Consider the following 17,939-nt stretch of genomic DNA (forward strand, 5'->3'; position numbering starts at 1 on the left):
AGCTTATCCCACCATTCCCATTAAATATACAACCGTGAAAATAAAGACCCACACAACATCGATAAAGTGCCAGTATAAACTTGCGACATAATATTTAGGAGCGTTATATAAGTTTAGCCCCCGCTTCGCATTTCGAATCATCAAAGAACCAATCCAAAGCAGTCCGAACGTTACGTGAGCTCCGTGTGTCCCAACCAGCGCGTAGAAAGAAGAACCAAATGCGCTGCTTGTAAACGTATGCCCTTCATGAACATAATGCCTGAACTCATAGATTTCTAGCCCTAAAAACGCTAAACCTAAAAGCCACGTAACGCCTAACCATAGCTGCATCTTTTTAAACTCAAAATTTTTCATATGATACATAGCATATACGCTTGTTAGTGAACTTGTTAATAAAATCATGGTTGCTGCAAAAACAAGCTTAATATCAAACAATTCTTCCGGCTTAGGTCCTGACATCGTTGAATTGCGCAAAGCTAAATAAGTAGCAAAAAGTGAAGCAAACAAAACCGTCTCCCCGCCTAAAAAGAGCCAAAAGCCGGTAAATTTATTTTTCCCTTCAAGCGTTGCTTTTTCAGGCGAAGCAGGGAAAGTTTCAGCGGTTAGCTTTTGTTCAGTCTCCATTACATCTTCGCCTCCTTGTCATCATCAACTAAGTCTTCTTTGTGAATATGAAAGCCGTGATCATCAATCCATGAACGGAAGAACATCGATAAAAACATGACGATCATTCCGATAATCCCTACAACATCTCCCCACGCATGATCATTTCGATACAAAAAGCCAATCCCTGCAATAAACATCCCAAGCGATATCATAAATGGAATAAACGATGAGTTTGGCATATGAATATCACCAAGAGGTTCGGCTGGCGTCATTTCTTTATTTCCTGCCATTTTTTCAATCCAATATGCATCTAACCCGCGTACAAGCGGCGTTTGTTTAAAGTTATACTCTGGTGGCGGAGATGAAATAGCCCATTCTAATGTACGTCCGTCTCCCCAAGGATCTCCTCCTACCTTTTGTCCTTTGGCAGTGGTTTTTATAATGTTAACAAGTAAAATGAGCGTAGCAACCGCCATGAAAGCAGCTCCTGATGAACTGATTGCATTCCCAAGGTCGAGACCTTGATTAGGCAAGAACGTCCATACGCGGCGAGGCATCCCCATTAGACCTAAGAAATGCTGAATAAAGAACGTTAAGTGGAAACCAATCAAAAAGAGCCAGAACGTTGCTTTGCTTAACTTTTCATCTAACATCTTGCCAAACATTTTTGGCCACCAGTATGTGACACCTGCTAATATAGCGTATACGACACCGCCTACGATAACGTAATGGAAGTGAGCAACGATAAAATAAGAATCTTGAAATTGATAATCTGCAGGTGCTACAGCTGCCATAACTCCTGTTACTCCCCCGATAACAAATGACGGAATAAAGGCGACAGCGTAAAGCATTGGAGACGTAAACTCAATACTTCCTCCCCAAAGCGTAAACAGCCAATTGAAAATTTTAATTCCAGTTGGAACGGCGATGGCCATCGTAGCGACAGCAAAAATGGCATTTGCAATCGGACCAAGTCCGGTTGTAAACATGTGGTGAGCCCACACCATGAACCCTAAAAATCCGATTAATACGGTAGCAAAAACCATCGACGAGTATCCGAATAATCTCTTTCTTGAAAAAGTAGGTAAAATTTCCGAGAAAACACCAAACGCTGGAAGAATTAAAATATATACTTCCGGATGACCGAATATCCAGAAAAGATGTTCCCAGATAATCGTATTTCCACCCATTGTGGCGTCAAAAAAGTTTCCACCGAACAAGCGGTCAAAAATCATTAAAAACAATCCAACCGTCAGTGCTGGAAACGCAAACAAAATAAGAGCTGATGCAACAAACGTCGTCCACGTAAACAGCGGCATACGCATATAAGTCATACCTGGCGCCCTCATGTTAATGATTGTTACGAGAAAGTTGATACCTGAAATCAATGTCCCGGCTCCGGAAATCTGCAAACCTATCGCATAAAAATCAATTCCGTGACCAGGCGATGCAATAGACAGCGAAGCATATGATGTCCAACCTGCATCAGGTGCTCCTCCTAAAAACCAGCTTAGATTTAAAAAGAGTCCCCCAAAGGCAAACAACCAAAAACCTAACAAATTTAAAAATGGAAATGCTACATCTCGAGCTCCGATTTGCAGCGGAACAACTGCATTCATCATAGCAAAAAGAAGCGGCATGGCAGCTAAGAAAATCATCGTTGTTCCATGCATTGTTAAAATTTCATTATACGTTCCTGCACTAACAAAGTCATTGCTTGGTATAGCCAGCTGAATACGTATAAATAGCGCTTCCACTCCTCCGACTAGAAAAAAGATACCGCCGGCAATTAAATAAAGAATGGCGATTTTTTTATGATCAACGGTTGTCATAAAGTCCCAAATTGTTCCACCTACACCCTTCTTTTGACTGAGTGTACTCATCGCTAAACCTCCCCTTTTAAAAACGACTGGACGTTTATTTTTCTTTTAAACTCATTAAATAGTCTGCTAGCTCATTTACTTGTTCATCAGTTAAGTCAGGATATGTACCACTCATCTTATTACCCGGCTTAACTTTCTCAGGGTTTTTTAACCATTTTTTGATATTTTCCTTGTTGTGAGGAAGCACTCCAGCTACACGCTCACGTTCAGAAAAACCGGCTAAGTTTGGTGCTTGACGAGCTTGCTCTGGACGATTGTCTTTGACATCAACAGCATGGCATCCGATACAGCTTTCATTAAAGACCTCTTGACCCGCTTTTGCGGATGCTGTTTCTACATCAGGCTTTGCCTTTTTCAAATCTTTTGCCCACGTATCAAATTCATTGCTTGATACAGCCCGTACTTTAAAGTCCATAAGAGAATGAGATGGACCGCAAAGCTCAGCACATTTTCCGTAGAAAACCCCGTTAGCTTCCTTCGATTTTTTAGAATCAAACACTAGCCAGAATTTATTATCATTTTCTGTGTTAGCATCGAGCTTTCCTCCAACTGAAGGAATCCAGAACGAGTGCTTGACGTCAGAAGCTTTAATATTAAAGTAGACTTTTTTATCCGTTGGAACAACTAAATCTTGGGATGTAATAATTTTTTGATTAGGATACTCAAATTCCCACCAGTACAAGTTAGCACGCACATTTACTACGACAGCATCTTTGTCCTTCATTCCTTTTACGTCCGCTAGCTTAAATGTTGAGATGACCGTTGGAACAGTCAAAATAATGAGCAGCAAGATAGGAATCACTGTCCATATAATTTCTAACTTTCTGCTTCCTTCCACTTGCTTTGGAATCACGTTTTCTTCGCCTTTACGACGGCGAAAGCGCAGAATAACAAATATAAAGATAATGGTGACCACAATAATAACTAAAACCATGATGGCTGTACTAAGAAGCATAAGCGAATATTGTTCTTCAGCTACCTCACCTGCAGGCTTAAGTGTTGACAAAAACGGTTTTCCACAGGCCGATAACACGAATGCAAGCAGCGTAAATAACGACAAAACACGAAAGTTCAATCGCCATTTTTTCATACCATTCCCCAACCTCTCTTTCATTGACGTGATTTCATCTATGCCCTCTTGAGCATAAAACTTATTCCTTCTATAATGAATTCTACATGTAGAAGAAATCCCCCTTGTGCAGCGTCGCATTCAGTGAAAGATTTTATCTAGGCAAAAAGCGTTGCGACAATCATTGAGACAAATAAAATAGTTAAATAGTTTAGTGAGTAGACAAACATCATGCTAGCCCACTTTGTGTCTTCTTGTTTATTGTATTGAGCAAATCCTAAAAATAGCCATCCTATGTTTAAAACAGTGGCCAAAATTAGAAATGGAATGCCTAATTCGTATAAATAAAGAGGTAATGGCAACAAACAAGCAATCCAAATGAGAATCTGTCGTTTTGTAAGCTCAAAACCATGTACAACAGGCAACATAGGGATTCCCGCTGCTCGATATTCTTCACATCTTCGCATAGCAAGAGCTAGAAAATGAGGCGGCTGCCAAATAAACATGATTAAAAATAATACCCAAGCCACTACGTGTAAATTGGGATCGATAGCGGCCCATCCAATTAATGGCGGGACAGCGCCTGATATACTTCCGATTACTGTATTAATTGTGTATAGTCTTTTGGACCACATGGTGTAAAGAACTACATATGTAAGTATTCCTGCTAATCCGATGAGAGCGGCTACGGAAGAAACAACTAGTAGCATAAGCAAGCCGGTTAACGTCAAACCGATTCCAATCCCAAGGACCGTCAAAGGTGTAAAACTTCCTGTCACTGTAGGTCGTCCCTTTGTTCGTTCCATTAGAGGGTCAATGTCACGATCTATGTAATTGTTCAAACTGCATGAACCGGCGATGATAAGTGAAGAACCTATTAAAGTAAAAAATGCTTTATCCAGGTTTTCTAAGAAGTGTTGTTCGTTGAAGAAAAGAGCTAGCCAAAAACCAGTAAAGGTGGTGATGAAATTTGAGTTGACTATTCCGATTTTAATCGTAGCTAAAAAATCTGACCAAATGGAACTATTTTCGCTTACATGAGCTGTGTTAGGCGATGCAGAAAGCGTTGAATCTTCCACCATTTTTGAATCTTCCATGGCGCTTCCTCCTTTACTCATCCACAGACTTTTATCTAGTAAATAAAGAGTCTATAAATGAAGGCGTTTTCAACATATTTTTACAAAAATCTCCTCTTTGTTCACAAAGAAGTCATATTCCTCTCACCGAAACTACTTAAAAGCTTCACATGTAAACGATAAAATAGTAGAGAATTATCTATTTCTCATGTTTATTAAACCATATTTTGCCGTTACTTTGTGAAGAATTCATGAAAAAAATATGGATTTTTTTTGTCATGAGCTAAATGCATGTCCCTGTCACTTGTTAAAAGATATTTCTGCAAGTAAAATAGTTTTCTGTACGGTACCTTTTACATATCTGCAGAGTCAAACTCATGAACAACCCTTACACTTTCTACCATTATAACAAATTCAATCAAGTTTATGGAGAATAAATGAAATTTATGTTTAATATACAAAAAGATTAGGATAAAATGTTTAGCTCGTTATATTACTTACTTTGCTTTTAGGATGGTGATTATTGTGCGACTTGGATTAAAGTTTTTATCCGTTGTGACGAGCATAGCCATGTTACTTATTCTACTTGGCGGTGCTCTTGTTACGAAAACTGGTTCAGCAGACGGGTGCGGAGATTCTTGGCCTCTGTGTAACGGACAGCTCATTCCCGACCCTTTAACATTTGAAACCGTTGTTGAATTAAGCCACCGCTTAGTTTCTGGCGTGTCGGGCTTTCTTGTACTCGCTTTATGCGTATGGGCGTGGATTTCACTAGGACATATAAAAGAAGTTAGACCTTTAGCGTTTATCTCTTTTTTCTTCCTAGTACTGCAAGCATTAATTGGGGCCGCTGCCGTTATGTGGGGGCAATCAGATGCGGTGCTTGCTCTTCATTTTGGTATTTCCCTTATTTCGTTTGCTTCTGTACTGCTGTTAACACTTATCATCTTTGAAGTGGATCAAAAGCTCGACACAGCTAATATGCAGCTAGGCTCTAAAATGAAAAAACATATTTACGGGGTTATCTTATACACATATGCCGTTGTGTACACGGGCGCGCTTGTTCGCCATAAAGAAGCTAGCTTAGCCTGTCCAGACGTTCCATTTTGTTCAAACGGAAACGGTTGGCTACCCGTTGATTTGAATCAGTGGATTCAAATGGGACATCGATCCGCTGCTGTTTTAACGTTTGTATGGATTTTAGCTGCCTTTATTCATGCAGTTAAATATTATCGTCATCAAAAAAATATTTTTTACGGATGGTTAGCTGCTCTCATTCTAGTTATTTTTCAGGCGGTTTCCGGTATGCTTGTTGTTGTCACACGTCTGCAGCTAGAGCTCGCGCTTGCTCATTCTTTAATTATCTCTTTCCTATTCGGTGTATTAAGCTACTTGACCTTACTTGCAACGCGTCATACACATAATTAATCAAAAAAGGTACGAGCTCTGAGCTCGTACCTTTTTTGATTAGCTTTCTAATTCAATTAATAAATCTCCCGGCTGGATGCCATCTCCATTCGATACGTGTACTTGTTTAATCACGCCGTCAAATGGTGCTTGCACGGTTGTTTCCATTTTCATTGCTTCTGTGATCATTAAGTGATCACCTTTCGAGACTTTATCGCCTTTTTCTACTACTACTCGAATAACGGTTCCAGGCATTGAAGCGCCAATGTGGGACGGATTTCCTTGGTCGGCTTTTTGTTTTGCCGTAACGGTTGTTTTGACACTTTCGTCTTTAATCACGACTTCACGAGGCTGACCGTTTAATTCAAAGTATACTGTTCGCGTACCGTCTGCCTGCGGTTCTCCAATGGATACAAGGCGAACGATTAAGGTTTTTCCTTTTTCAATCTCAATTTCAGCCTCTTCTCCTAAACGCATGCCGTATAGGAAAGTCGGTGTATCAAGAACAGAGATGTCTCCGTATTGTTCGACTGCTTTGTGATAATCCATAAATACTTTTGGATACAGCGCATAAGCAATGGCGTCAAAACTCGTCACTTGACGATTTAAGTCTTTAAATAGCTTTTCTTTCACTGCATCGAAGTCCACATCTTCTAACAGTTCTCCAGGACGAACTGTAATAGGTTTTCTGCCTTTTAGAATGATGCGCTGAAGCTCTTTAGGGAATCCCCCGTGAGGCTGTCCTAAATACCCTTCAAACAATTCGATAACGGAATCCGGGAAGTCAAGCGTTTCACCGCGCTCAAACAGCGTTTCTTCTGTCAAATTGTTTTGAACCATAAACAATGCCATGTCTCCAACTACTTTTGATGATGGCGTAACTTTTACAATATCACCAAATAACAAATTCACGCGTGAATACATATCTTTTACTTCATCCCAGCGGTTTCCTAAACCAACTGCTTTTGCTTGTTGCTGTAAGTTGCTATATTGACCGCCTGGCATTTCATGCTCGTACACTTCCGTATGAGGAGCATTCATCCCGCTTTCGAAGTCTTGGTAATATTTTCGCACGTCTTCCCAATAGTAAGAAAGCTCTTCTAGATTTTTAATATCCAGATTTGGTCTGCGGTCCGCACCTTCTAATGCGTAATAAAGAGAGTTAGCGCTCGGCTGAGACGTTAAGCCTGCCATTGAGCTTACGGCTACGTCTACAATGTCTACACCTGCTTCAATTGCTTTTGCGTACGTGTATACACCGTTTCCGCTTGTATCATGCGTATGAAGGTGAATTGGAATATCAACCGTTTCTTTTAGAGCCGATACTAAATCATAAGCTGCCTGTGGTTTTAAAAGACCCGCCATATCTTTAATGCCCAGGATATGTGCTCCAGACTGCTCAAGCTCTTTTGCTAAGTTCTTGTAGTAATCCAAATCATACTTACGGCGCGTCGGATCTAAAATATCACCTGTATAACACATCGCTGCTTCTGCAATCTTCCCTGTTTGACGAACAGAGTCAATTGCAAGAGTCATTCCTTGCACCCAGTTTAAGCTGTCAAAGATACGGAAAACATCAATACCTGCATAAGCTGATTTTTCAACAAATTCCTTGATTACATTATCAGGATAGTTTTTATATCCAACCGCATTTGACGCGCGAAGAAGCATTTGGAAAAGAACGTTTGGCGCTTGTTGACGTAAAGTAAGCAAGCGATCCCACGGATCTTCTTTTAAGAATCGATAAGCGACATCAAACGTTGCTCCTCCCCACATTTCCATAGAAAATAAATCCGGAAGCAAGCGTGCAGTTGGGTTAGCTACTTGTTTTAAGTCGTTTGTACGAATACGCGTTGCTAAAAGAGACTGATGGCCATCACGGAAAGTTGTATCCGTTAATAGCACTTCCTTGCGTTCTTTCACCCAATTTACTAGCCCTTCAGCGCCTTTTTCATCTAAAATCTGCTTTGTTCCGTTTGGAATTGGTTGTTTTATATCGACATTAGGAACACGCGGTTTCGTAAAGATTGGCTTTTTCTTTTCCGATACACCCGGGAATCCGTTTACCGTAACATTCCCAATGTATGTAAGCATTTTAGTTCCGCGGTCTTTTCGCTTAGGGAAGACAAAAAGTTCAGGCGTTGTATCAATAAAGGATGTATCATAAGCGCCTGTTAAGAACTTATCATGCTTTACTACATTTTCAAGAAATGGAATATTGGTTTTAATTCCACGAATACGAAACTCTTTTAAGTTCCGTACCATTTTTGATGCGGCTTGATCGAATGTTAAGGCCCATGTTGTTACTTTTACTAACAGTGAATCATAATACGGCGTAATGACAGCGCCTTGGAAGCTGTTTCCCGTATCTAAACGTACGCCAAAACCGCCGCCAGAACGATAAGCCATAATCTTACCCGTATCCGGCATAAAGTTATTTAACGGGTCTTCTGTCGTTACACGAGATTGAATTGCATATCCATGTACGTGAATTTGGTCTTGTGCAGGAATAGACACTTCCTTGCTGTGAAGTGCGTAGCCGTCCGCAATTAAAATTTGCGATTGAACGATATCAATACCTGTAATCATTTCAGTAATTGTGTGCTCTACTTGAACACGTGGATTTACTTCAATAAAATAAAAATCGTTTCCTGATACTAAAAATTCTACTGTACCAGCATTTATGTACTGCACTTTTTCCATCAGCTGCACAGCTGCTTCACAAATGCGGAGACGTAAGTCTTCATCTATAGAAACACTTGGTGCTACTTCTACTACTTTTTGGTGACGACGCTGCACTGAACAGTCGCGTTCGTAAAGGTGCACAACATTTCCTTGTTCATCACCTAAAATTTGCACTTCAATATGTTTTGGATTTTCAACTAGTTTCTCGACGTATACTTCATCATTACCAAAAGCCGCTTTTGCTTCTGATTTGGCACGATCATAAGATTCATTCAGGCTGTCTGCATCGCGAACGATACGCATGCCTCGACCGCCTCCGCCCAAAGCTGCTTTGATCATTAGAGGATATCCATGCTGATTAGCAAATTCTTTTGCTTCGTCAATTGAATCAATAGGACCATCTGTACCAGGAATAACGGGAATATCTGCTTGAATAGCCTGATGACGTGCTTTTACTTTATCGCCAAACATATCAAGATGCTTGGATTTTGGGCCAATGAAAATAATGCCTTCTTCTTCGCAACGTTTTGCAAATTGGATATTTTCTGACAAAAAACCATAGCCAGGGTGAATAGCATCTACATCATGAGACTTAGCAATGTCGATGATGCCTTCTATATCTAAATAAGCATCAATCGGCTTTTTCTCCGCTCCTACTAAATAGGCTTCATCCGCTTTGTAACGGTGATAAGAACCTGCGTCTTCCTTCGAATAAATTGCAACAGTCCGAATATTCAGTTCAGTACATGCTCGAAATACACGAATCGCAATTTCTCCTCGGTTTGCTACTAATACTTTTTTGATTTTTTTAGTTACAAAACTCATGTTGCTAATCTCCTCTCAATTTCGTATAAACTTCAATATATAGCAAAATTGGATAAAAGAAAAGCAAAAATCAATGGAAAATAATAAAATTCCAATAAATTTTTGCTTTTTTTACACAATTTTTTTACGAAAATCAATCACTTGTTGTTGATGTATTGTTCGGATGTAGCACAATATTTTCCGTATTTTTCTGTTTTTTATTTTGATAATTTACGAAAAACGAAATATTTACAATAATTCCCATAGACACCATAAGCGTTAGCAGCGAAGACCCTCCGTAACTGATAAACGGAAGCGTGACGCCGGTAATCGGAATGAGTCCCGTAAGCCCTCCAAGGTTAATGCCTGTTTGAATACCTATCATACTGGCTACTCCAATACAAATCATGCTAGCAAACGGATCCTGAGATTTTTTAGCCAGCATTAAAATCCTGAAAATTAAGAAGCCTAAAAGGCCCAGCACGAGCATAACTCCAAAGAATCCTAATTCTTCTGCAATAATGGCCATAATGAAATCGGTATGGGGCTCGGGAAGATAACCATACTTTTGTACACTTTCTCCTAAACCAAGGCCTTTTAAGCCTCCTGTACCTATTGCTAAATATGAATTAACCAGCTGATAACCGGTTCCTTGAGCATTAGCAAACGGATCTGACGCACCGGTAAAACGGCCGATTCGATTGGCAGTAAACTGACCTGTAAAAAAACCAATCGTAATAATGACCGTAAGCAAAATAATACCTAGTGCTAACATGCGGAAAAAGGTTTTTTTAGAGATTCCCGAACATAGCATAATGGTAACGGAAATCGCAAAAATAATTGATCCCGTTCCAAGGTCAGGCTGAATCGCTACAAAACCTAATATTAGAAATACAAGACCCATAGGTCCAAAAAAAGCTTTTTTGATGTTGTCAATATACTCTTGCCTTTTAGACAAAACATACGATAAGTATAAAATGACAACAAGCTTGGCATACTCAGCCGGCTGCATGTTTGCTCCGCCAAGCTGCAGCCAACTTTGCGCATTGTTACTCGTATGCCCCATTACAAACACAAGCAAAAGCAGTACAAAAATGCCCAGAATCGCATAAGGCAGTATTTTAGGATACAGCTTGTAAGGTGTTAGCATTGTTAAAATGAACAATACAAGCGTAAACGCAAGCCACATTTTTTGTCTGTTGTAAAAGAAATCACTTGACGTATGATATCTTGTAATACTTACAATCATACTTGAACTGTAAACCATAACTAGTCCAACCGCACAAAGAAGCAGCACTGGAATTACAATTGAATAGTCAAAATGCCTAAATATTTTTTTTACCATAACCCTCTTCCTTTAAAAATGACGTGTTTCTGTTTCGTTTCATCTTTTATGTACAAATTTGAGTAAATTAGGAAATTTAAACCACCTGTAATAAAAAACTCAAACTACGTTTGTATATAGTTTGAGTTTCGATCGCGTGATTTTTATTTTTTTGTAAACGCTTCATGCAGTGCAGAAAGTTCACGCTCGAGGCGGTCTAGCAATGTTTTTCCAACACGTTCATCAATTAAACCAAGACGAACTGCAAAATCAATTTCTCTTGATAAACCAAACATTTGTGTATCTAAAACCTCTTCATAAAGAGGACATTGTGGCATTGTTAAGTTATCCATTTGAACTTGAATTAATTGCAAAATCTTATCTGCATCAGCTTTTAACAACGCATACGCTTTTTCACGATGATCTATCATTGTCTCAGGCGTCAAACTCAATCCCTCCGTTCGCGAGCGATTACCTAATCTATCTCTCAATTCTAAAGGCTATGCTCCAAAAAAGCAAGGATAAACATGTCCGTGAGGCTGGCCGTCTTTTTTATACTGTTACTTTCTCAAAACCATTACCATAGATATAGGAAATTTCGCACTTTCGTTGACTCTTACATTATATCATACGAGAATCACTCTCAACTAAATTTTTTCATCAAAGTGACAAATAAGGAGAAAGCGCTTATACTTTTAGCAAGGGGGCATTTATGATGAATTCAATTATTATGTTAAAAGGAAAAGTAAAATATACGCTGACACTCGACCCAAGCGTGTGGATTTTCGATGACCGCAAGCTCGATATGGACGTTTTCTTTGAACATCCACCAGAGCAAAAAGATGAGACAGAAGCGTACACAAAGGCTGTTTCTAAGCATTGGGACCGTGAAATTCAAGAAGGAGCCGTCTTTCCTCCTACGTTAAAAACCGAAAAGAAATTCAAAAAACAGGAGCTAGTAAATGGAACATTTGGGATTTTATTTGCACCTTTTCTAGCAAACGCTTCACCTACTGAAGACGCTACCAACGTTTCATTTAAAACAAAAGACGCGCTGATTTCTTTTTCATTAGAAGAAGCGCAAAAACTAATCTTTGGTTTCAGCCAAGACGGAAAGCCTCTTAGAGAAGACGGGCCTATCTATGTCTATTTACCGGACGGATTTAACCGAAATAACCCTATTAAATATGTGGAAGAAATCATCGTTACATAATAAAAAAAGTGGGGTTCCAAAAGGGACCCCACTTTTTTTTAAAGAATATCAGCTGCTAATTGTGCTAGCCCGGAGCGCTCTCCTTTGATTAACCGAACGTGGCCCGATACTTTTTGCTCTTTAAACTTTTCAACTACGTACGTTAATCCGTTGTTATACTCATCTAAATAAGGATGATCAATTTGAGCCGGATCTCCCATAAGCACAATTTTACTCTTTTCCCCTACCCTTGTTAAAATTGTTTTAATTTCATGCTTCGTTAAATTTTGTGCTTCATCAATAATAATAAACTGTTCCGGAATGCTTCGGCCTCTTATATACGTCAAGGCTTCCACTTCTATTGAACTCAGACCCGCTAGAATCGCATCCAGTTCTCCAGGTTTTTTAGTGTTGAATAAGTACTCTAGGTTATCATAAATTGGTTGCATCCATGGACGAAGCTTCTCCTGCTTTTCTCCTGGCAAGAATCCAATATCTTTCCCTAAAGGAACAATTGGACGAGCTACAAGCAGCTTTTTAAAACACCCTAGATCTTCCGTCTGCATAAGTCCTGAAGCTAAAGCAAGCAGCGTTTTCCCCGTACCTGCCTTTCCAATTAACGTGACCAGTTGAACGTCGTCTCTAAGAAGAAGTTCTAACGCCATAATTTGCTGAACATTTCGAGGTTTAATTCCCCATATATGATCATATTCAAATAAAAGTTTTTTTACTTTCGTTGTTGTTTGATCGACAATGCCGATGGCTGATCCGGATCCTCCAAATGCATCTTTCATCACTAAGAATTGATTTGCAAAAAAGGAGTGGTTTGCAATTTGAGACGTTAGCAGCTCTCCTTTTTCGTAAAATTGACTCAGCAGTTCTTTTGCAATATAGACTTCTGAAAAGCCTGTATAAATACTATTGAATTCCACTACTCGATCACTTAAAAAATCTTCTGCTCTTAAACCGATTGCGTCAGCCTTCACACGTACCAACACATCTTTACTCACTAGTATCACTTCACGTCCATCTTCTTTTGTTTCCTCTTCAAGGGATAAATTTTTAGCAACAGCTAAAATTCGATTATCATTTGTTTTTTCCACAAAGATTTCTTGAAGCTGTTGAAAAGAGCGATGATTGAGTTCAATTCGCAAATGGCCCCCATTTTCTAACGGGATTTTCTCATATAACTTTCCATGTTGTCTCAAGTTATCAATGAGTTTGGATACCTGCCTTGCATTTCGTCCGACTTCATCCATATTTCTTTTTTTCGAATCAACTTCTTCTAGTACAACGGCTGGAATCACTACTTCGTTATCATCAAATGAAAAAATTGAATGCGGATCTTGTAATAAAACATTCGTATCTAATACATAAATTTTTCCCAATAATTCAGCCTCCTACTCCGATTGTTTTTCCTGTAAGGAGTGAAACAAGGCACCCATCCATTTATATACTATGTAACGCACATGTGTGAAGTGACCTTAAATGGACGGACCATTTTCTTTAAATATATGAACACGTGTATAAAGATAGAAGAACTATTAGAAACTAAATACAAATTACTACAAAAAATGAGTCATTCATAAGGAGGAGTCTCCCACATGAACAAATTTTTTCTATCCATTAGCTTATGTTTTATTACACTAACCGGCTGCAACAATAATCAAGCAGACGTTGAAGAAGGGCAAAAGACAGATCGAATTGTACAGGTCAAAAATTCATCTCCTGAACGCTCTCACAAGCGTACTGCTAATGAAATATCAGCGCATTTAGTTGAACTGGCTTCAAGCGTTCCGAATGTAAATGATGCTACTGCCATTGTGCTCGGCAAGTATGCAATCGTAGGCATTGACGTCGGCAAAGATATTGATCGTTCAGAAGTAAGTTCAATCAAATATACAGTTGCCGAAGGTCTGAAAGCTGATCCGTACGGCGCTAACTCTGTTGTTATTGCAGATCCTGATACGGTCGCTCGGCTAAAACAAATTGGAAATGAAATTCGCAAAGGTCGGCCGGTTACAGGATTTTTAGATGAATTAGCAGCCATTGTAAACCGAGTGATGCCTGAATTTGCAGAAGAAATCCGCCGAAATCCTAGTTCAACAGATACAAACAATCAAAAATTAAATAATAAACAAGAGCAAAATTTAAAGAATGAGCAGGAAAAACAATCTAATAATCATCTTCAAAAAAATGAATAAGAAAGTCGCTTAGCGGCAGGCCGCTGCTAAGCTTTTTTTATCGCTTCAATTACTTGCTTATCGAGTTTAGCGGCTGCTACTGGATCATAGGTCTTTTCATATGAAGGGTTTACTGAAATCTTAGAGCCATAGAACATGACATCTCTTACTTCATTAATATCTAGTTCAATTAGCGTCAGCTTTAAAGCTACTCCTTCTAACTTTTCCTGCACTACCTCAGCTATTCCGCTGATTGAGTAGCATGATTCATTAGCAAGAATATTTACCACTGCTTTATTCGTATGTTTAATGTTTTCTACAATCCTCGATTTGACATCTACGGCAAATCGAATTTTTTGTTTAGTCGGAGCTACTAACCACGAAATGGCACTAACATTTGGAGCGTTTGTTTCAAAATCAATAGTTGAAATGGTTGCAAATCTCTCTGTCTGTAGCTCATCGTATAATGCATCTACTAATTGAGTCTCGACTTCGTTGGCCATTTTCATCCCTCCTACTGTTTATGTACTTACTAGTTACTATCTTCGAGCTAACAAGCAAAATTACCTGCTTCTTTAGGAATGTTTTCCTATCGTTCCTTTTCTCCTGAGAGATAGCACCGCAAAAAAACTTTATAAAACAAGAATTTTCGGCTAGAATGATGTATAGAGAAGTTGAGGTGATAGAAATGAGAGTACAATGTGTCATGTGCGATAAAATTGAAACAATTGAGGATGAAACGCTCGTGGCAAAACGACTGCGCAACCGTCCTATCCATACATATATGTGCAATGAATGTTCTGAACGGATTGAAAAACGAACAAAAGAACGCATAGCTACTGGTAACTTTAAACTATATGAGTCGAAAAAGACAGAGGAGGATTGGTAAGGTGCTCCGTTTAGGAATAAGTATTGGCATGTTCAGCGGGATTATCCTTGGGTTATGTTTGAAATGGATAGAATGGCTAACCGGCAAACAAGTTTATACCCTTTTATTAAATGTTGATTTTATTCCTATCATTGGCCCTATTCAATGGCCTGAATGGGTGGAGTTTGTTTTTCATTTATTCATTGCCGTTGCAATTGGGATCGTTTTTGTTTACATAGTAGGTAAATTAAACAATATGTCTATTCGAAAAATCGTATTGTGTTCTTTTTTATTAACACTTCCAACCATTCCTTTGTATTTTCCGTTGACGCTGCTTGCGCTTAAGCCTACGCCTGCGGTGGATGATGCAGTAGCAATTTTTTATTGGACAGCTGGCCATTTAATTTTCGCAGCCGCTCTTGTCTTCGGCTATATCATACTAAAAAGACGCTTGTAGCTACAAGCGTCTTTTTATGTAGTCTTTTATGAACCCAACGTGGAGTTTTGCTTTTTAGCCTGATACAGCCGTATTTTATAAATAATTAATACAAGCGCTGCAACCACAAGCCCTTCAGCTACAGGTAAAAAAATGCCTAAAAACGTTAAAATTGTACATCCAAAAGCTAAAAATAGATAAATAACCACAGATTTTAAAAGCGGCAGCTTCTTTGCAAACCCGAGTTTGTACACAAGAACAGATAGCCCTAAAATAGTAAAGTATAACAGCCACATTCCTATTTTTGCATGTTCATCTACTTGATACAAAGCAGCAAAAAATGAAAGGTGTTCTTTTACATCCATCTTCCTTCCCCCTATTCCTTACTTTACATTATTCGATATAAGCCACCTTTTTCCTTTCCAAATTATCTCTTTATAAAACGCTTTCAAAAAATAGAAAATTCTGATATAATTGATAAAAAACAAGCCGCTAGCAAATAAAGCTAACGACTTCCTTTTTTTATTATTTCGTGTCAGCGTATTTTTTCTTTTTCGCTGCTTTTTCACGTTCATTTTTATCAAGAATTTTTTTACGTAGACGAATAGATTCTGGTGTGATTTCACAATATTCATCTTCGTTTAAATATTCAAGTGATTGCTCTAAAGACATAATACGAGGTTTTTTCATACCTGTTGTTTGATCTTTGTTAGCAGAACGCATATTCGTCATTTGCTTCATTTTACAGATGTTAACAACGATATCATTTTCACGAGTGTGTTCTCCTACGATCATACCTTCGTATACTTCTGTACCTGGCTCCACGAAAATTGTACCGCGGTCTTCTACGCCTTGGATTCCATAAGTAGATGATTTACCGCTTTCCATAGAAACAAGCACACCTTGACGGCGACCTCCAACTTGACCTTGCTGCATTGGTTGGTAGCTATCAAATGAATGGTTAATGATACCGAATCCACGAGTTAACGATAAGAACTCAGTTGTATAACCGATTAAACCACGTGCAGGAACCATAAAGATCAGACGAACTTGACCGCTGCCGTTGTTAATCATATCAACCATTTCACCTTTACGAGCACCCATTGATTCCATAATAGAACCCGTATGTTCTTCAGGCACGTCGATTTGCACACGTTCAACTGGCTCACAGCGAACGCCATCAATTTCACGAACGATTACTTCAGGTTTTGATACTTGAATCTCATATCCTTCACGACGCATATTTTCAATTAAAATAGATAAATGAAGTTCTCCACGTCCTGAAACGACCCATACATCCGGTGAATCAGTATTTTCCACGCGTAAACTTACATCTGTCTCAAGTTCAGACATTAAGCGCTCTTCAATTTTACGAGATGTAACAAATTTACCTTCACGACCAGCAAACGGTGAATTGTTTACTAAGAACGTCATTTGTAAAGTAGGTTCATCAATACGTAAAATTGGCAGTGCATCTTGGTGGTCAAACGGACATACTGTTTCACCTACGTTGATGTCTTCCATTCCTGATACAGCGATCAGGTCTCCTGCCTTTGCTTCTTCGATTTCAACACGCTTTAAGCCTAGGAAACCGAATAATTTTGTTACGCGGAATTGTTTTACCGTACCGTCAAGCTTCATTAATGCAACTTGCTGGCCTACTTTCATTGTTCCGCGGAATACGCGCCCTACACCGATACGACCAAGATAGTCATTGTAGTCAAGCATTGCCACTTGGAATTGAAGTGGTTCGTCGCTGTTGTCTACTGGTGCTGGAATGTGCTCGATGATTGAGTCAAATAGAGATGACATGTTCTCATCTTGCTTTTCAGGGTTCGTGCTAGCCGTTCCGTTGATTGCTGAAGCATAAACAACAGGGAACTCAATTTGTTCCTCACTTGCACCTAGTTCAATAAATAAGTCAATTACTTCATCAACTACTTCAGTTGGACGAGCAAAGTCACGGTCAATTTTGTTAACAACAACAATCGGCGTTAAGTTTTGCTCTAATGCTTTTTTCAATACAAAGCGCGTTTGAGGCATACATCCTTCGTATGCGTCTACTACAAGTAGAACACCGTCTACCATTTTCATAATACGCTCAACTTCTCCACCGAAGTCAGCATGTCCTGGCGTATCCATAATGTTGATACGCGTATCTTTATAATTAATAGCTGTGTTTTTCGCTAAAATTGTAATTCCACGCTCACGCTCAAGGTCATTTGAATCCATCGCACGTTCTTCAACATGCTCATTAGTACGGAATGTTCCGGACTGATGTAATAATTTATCTACTAACGTTGTTTTCCCATGGTCTACATGGGCAATAATGGCAATATTACGTAAATCTTTACGAATGTTCACGCATTTCACTCCTATGCTTGTAATAACTAAGCTATTATATCA

The 17,939-nt window shown here is 39.0% G+C and carries 16 protein-coding genes; 5 read left to right on the forward strand and 11 right to left on the reverse strand.

What is annotated here, in order from left to right:
- Positions 1–3: 3 nt before the first annotated feature.
- The 4 genes from ctaE to cyoE form a co-directional block, all read right to left on the reverse strand.
- On the reverse strand, positions 4–624 hold the full coding sequence (gene ctaE, locus ACXAE4_RS20970; RefSeq protein ID WP_013056081.1) for a cytochrome c oxidase subunit III: 621 nt from the start codon (positions 622–624) through the stop codon (positions 4–6).
- Positions 624–2,489: a cytochrome c oxidase subunit I gene (gene ctaD, locus ACXAE4_RS20975; RefSeq protein WP_033578414.1), complete on the reverse strand. Its 1,866-nt coding sequence runs from the start codon at positions 2,487–2,489 to the stop codon at positions 624–626. Before ctaD ends, ctaE begins: the two co-directional genes overlap by 1 nt.
- 34 nt (positions 2,490–2,523) lie before the next feature.
- On the reverse strand, positions 2,524–3,579 hold the full coding sequence (coxB, locus tag ACXAE4_RS20980; RefSeq protein WP_028414096.1) for a cytochrome c oxidase subunit II: 1,056 nt from the start codon (positions 3,577–3,579) through the stop codon (positions 2,524–2,526).
- A 137-nt stretch (positions 3,580–3,716) separates the two neighbouring features.
- The gene (gene cyoE / locus ACXAE4_RS20985) at positions 3,717–4,655 is read right to left on the reverse strand and encodes a heme o synthase (RefSeq protein ID WP_028414097.1); all 939 of its coding nucleotides are present in this window, start codon (positions 4,653–4,655) and stop codon (positions 3,717–3,719) included.
- A gap of 504 nt (positions 4,656–5,159) precedes the next feature.
- Here cyoE and ACXAE4_RS20990 point away from each other — a divergent pair.
- Complete coding sequence (locus ACXAE4_RS20990) at positions 5,160–6,062, forward strand: COX15/CtaA family protein (RefSeq protein WP_028414098.1); 903 nt, start codon at positions 5,160–5,162, stop codon at positions 6,060–6,062.
- A 39-nt stretch (positions 6,063–6,101) separates the two neighbouring features.
- Here the strand turns inward: ACXAE4_RS20990 and pyc are convergent, their stop codons facing one another.
- The 3 genes from pyc to ACXAE4_RS21005 all read right to left on the reverse strand — a co-directional run bounded on the left by pyc (position 6,102) and on the right by ACXAE4_RS21005 (position 11,285).
- Entirely contained in the window at positions 6,102–9,551 is a 3,450-nt protein-coding gene (gene pyc / locus ACXAE4_RS20995; RefSeq protein WP_028414099.1) for a pyruvate carboxylase, read from the reverse strand.
- A gap of 133 nt (positions 9,552–9,684) precedes the next feature.
- Positions 9,685–10,875, reverse strand: coding sequence for an FtsW/RodA/SpoVE family cell cycle protein (locus ACXAE4_RS21000; protein WP_028414100.1), 1,191 nt, complete (start codon positions 10,873–10,875; stop codon positions 9,685–9,687).
- A gap of 143 nt (positions 10,876–11,018) precedes the next feature.
- On the reverse strand, positions 11,019–11,285 hold the full coding sequence (locus tag ACXAE4_RS21005) for an Fpa/YlaN family protein (protein WP_370506486.1): 267 nt from the start codon (positions 11,283–11,285) through the stop codon (positions 11,019–11,021).
- 281 nt (positions 11,286–11,566) lie between these two features.
- On the opposite strand from ACXAE4_RS21005, the gene ACXAE4_RS21010 reads away from it, so the two are divergent.
- Positions 11,567–12,067, forward strand: coding sequence for a peptidyl-prolyl cis-trans isomerase (locus ACXAE4_RS21010; protein WP_475236835.1), 501 nt, complete (start codon positions 11,567–11,569; stop codon positions 12,065–12,067).
- A gap of 38 nt (positions 12,068–12,105) precedes the next feature.
- Here ACXAE4_RS21010 and ACXAE4_RS21015 read toward each other — a convergent pair whose 3' ends face one another.
- Complete coding sequence (locus ACXAE4_RS21015; RefSeq protein WP_013056072.1) at positions 12,106–13,434, reverse strand: PhoH family protein; 1,329 nt, start codon at positions 13,432–13,434, stop codon at positions 12,106–12,108.
- A 216-nt stretch (positions 13,435–13,650) separates the two neighbouring features.
- Here ACXAE4_RS21015 and ACXAE4_RS21020 point away from each other — a divergent pair, with 216 nt between their 5' ends.
- Positions 13,651–14,250 (forward strand): YhcN/YlaJ family sporulation lipoprotein, encoded by a 600-nt coding sequence (locus ACXAE4_RS21020; protein ID WP_013056071.1) that lies wholly within the window; start codon positions 13,651–13,653, stop codon positions 14,248–14,250.
- Between the two features lie 26 nt (positions 14,251–14,276).
- On the opposite strand, the gene ACXAE4_RS21025 is transcribed toward ACXAE4_RS21020, so the two are convergent.
- Positions 14,277–14,732, reverse strand: a complete 456-nt coding sequence (locus ACXAE4_RS21025) for a pyridoxamine 5'-phosphate oxidase family protein (RefSeq protein ID WP_028414102.1) — start codon at positions 14,730–14,732, stop codon at positions 14,277–14,279.
- Between the two features lie 185 nt (positions 14,733–14,917).
- On the opposite strand from ACXAE4_RS21025, the gene ACXAE4_RS21030 reads away from it, so the two are divergent.
- Both ACXAE4_RS21030 and ACXAE4_RS21035 read left to right on the forward strand, forming a co-directional pair.
- On the forward strand, positions 14,918–15,118 hold the full coding sequence (locus tag ACXAE4_RS21030; RefSeq protein ID WP_013056069.1) for a YlaI family protein: 201 nt from the start codon (positions 14,918–14,920) through the stop codon (positions 15,116–15,118).
- Between the two features lies 1 nt (position 15,119).
- Complete coding sequence (locus ACXAE4_RS21035) at positions 15,120–15,554, forward strand: hypothetical protein (RefSeq protein ID WP_033578411.1); 435 nt, start codon at positions 15,120–15,122, stop codon at positions 15,552–15,554.
- Positions 15,555–15,580: 26 nt separating this feature from the next.
- On the opposite strand, the gene ACXAE4_RS21040 is transcribed toward ACXAE4_RS21035, so the two are convergent.
- On the reverse strand, positions 15,581–15,898 hold the full coding sequence (locus ACXAE4_RS21040) for a YlaH-like family protein (protein ID WP_013056067.1): 318 nt from the start codon (positions 15,896–15,898) through the stop codon (positions 15,581–15,583).
- A gap of 160 nt (positions 15,899–16,058) precedes the next feature.
- Complete coding sequence (gene typA, locus ACXAE4_RS21045; RefSeq protein ID WP_013056066.1) at positions 16,059–17,897, reverse strand: translational GTPase TypA; 1,839 nt, start codon at positions 17,895–17,897, stop codon at positions 16,059–16,061.
- Positions 17,898–17,939: the final 42 nt, after the last annotated feature.

The organism is Priestia sp. ABM2_011, assembly GCF_056158845.1.

Coding starts and splice junctions, on each gene's coding strand:
- ACXAE4_RS21005 (WP_370506486.1), bottom strand. CDS start 11,285: ATGATAGATCATCGTGAAAAAGCGTATGCGTTGTTAAAAGCTGATGCA.
- ctaE (WP_013056081.1), bottom strand. CDS start 624: ATGGAGACTGAACAAAAGCTAACCGCTGAAACTTTCCCTGCTTCGCCT.
- ACXAE4_RS21040 (WP_013056067.1), bottom strand. CDS start 15,898: ATGGATGTAAAAGAACACCTTTCATTTTTTGCTGCTTTGTATCAAGTA.
- coxB (WP_028414096.1), bottom strand. CDS start 3,579: ATGAAAAAATGGCGATTGAACTTTCGTGTTTTGTCGTTATTTACGCTG.
- ACXAE4_RS21010 (WP_475236835.1), top strand. CDS start 11,567: ATGATGAATTCAATTATTATGTTAAAAGGAAAAGTAAAATATACGCTG.
- ACXAE4_RS21030 (WP_013056069.1), top strand. CDS start 14,918: ATGAGAGTACAATGTGTCATGTGCGATAAAATTGAAACAATTGAGGAT.
- cyoE (WP_028414097.1), bottom strand. CDS start 4,655: ATGGAAGATTCAAAAATGGTGGAAGATTCAACGCTTTCTGCATCGCCT.
- ACXAE4_RS21020 (WP_013056071.1), top strand. CDS start 13,651: ATGAACAAATTTTTTCTATCCATTAGCTTATGTTTTATTACACTAACC.
- ctaD (WP_033578414.1), bottom strand. CDS start 2,489: ATGAGTACACTCAGTCAAAAGAAGGGTGTAGGTGGAACAATTTGGGAC.
- pyc (WP_028414099.1), bottom strand. CDS start 9,551: ATGAGTTTTGTAACTAAAAAAATCAAAAAAGTATTAGTAGCAAACCGA.
- ACXAE4_RS21025 (WP_028414102.1), bottom strand. CDS start 14,732: ATGGCCAACGAAGTCGAGACTCAATTAGTAGATGCATTATACGATGAG.
- ACXAE4_RS21000 (WP_028414100.1), bottom strand. CDS start 10,875: ATGGTAAAAAAAATATTTAGGCATTTTGACTATTCAATTGTAATTCCA.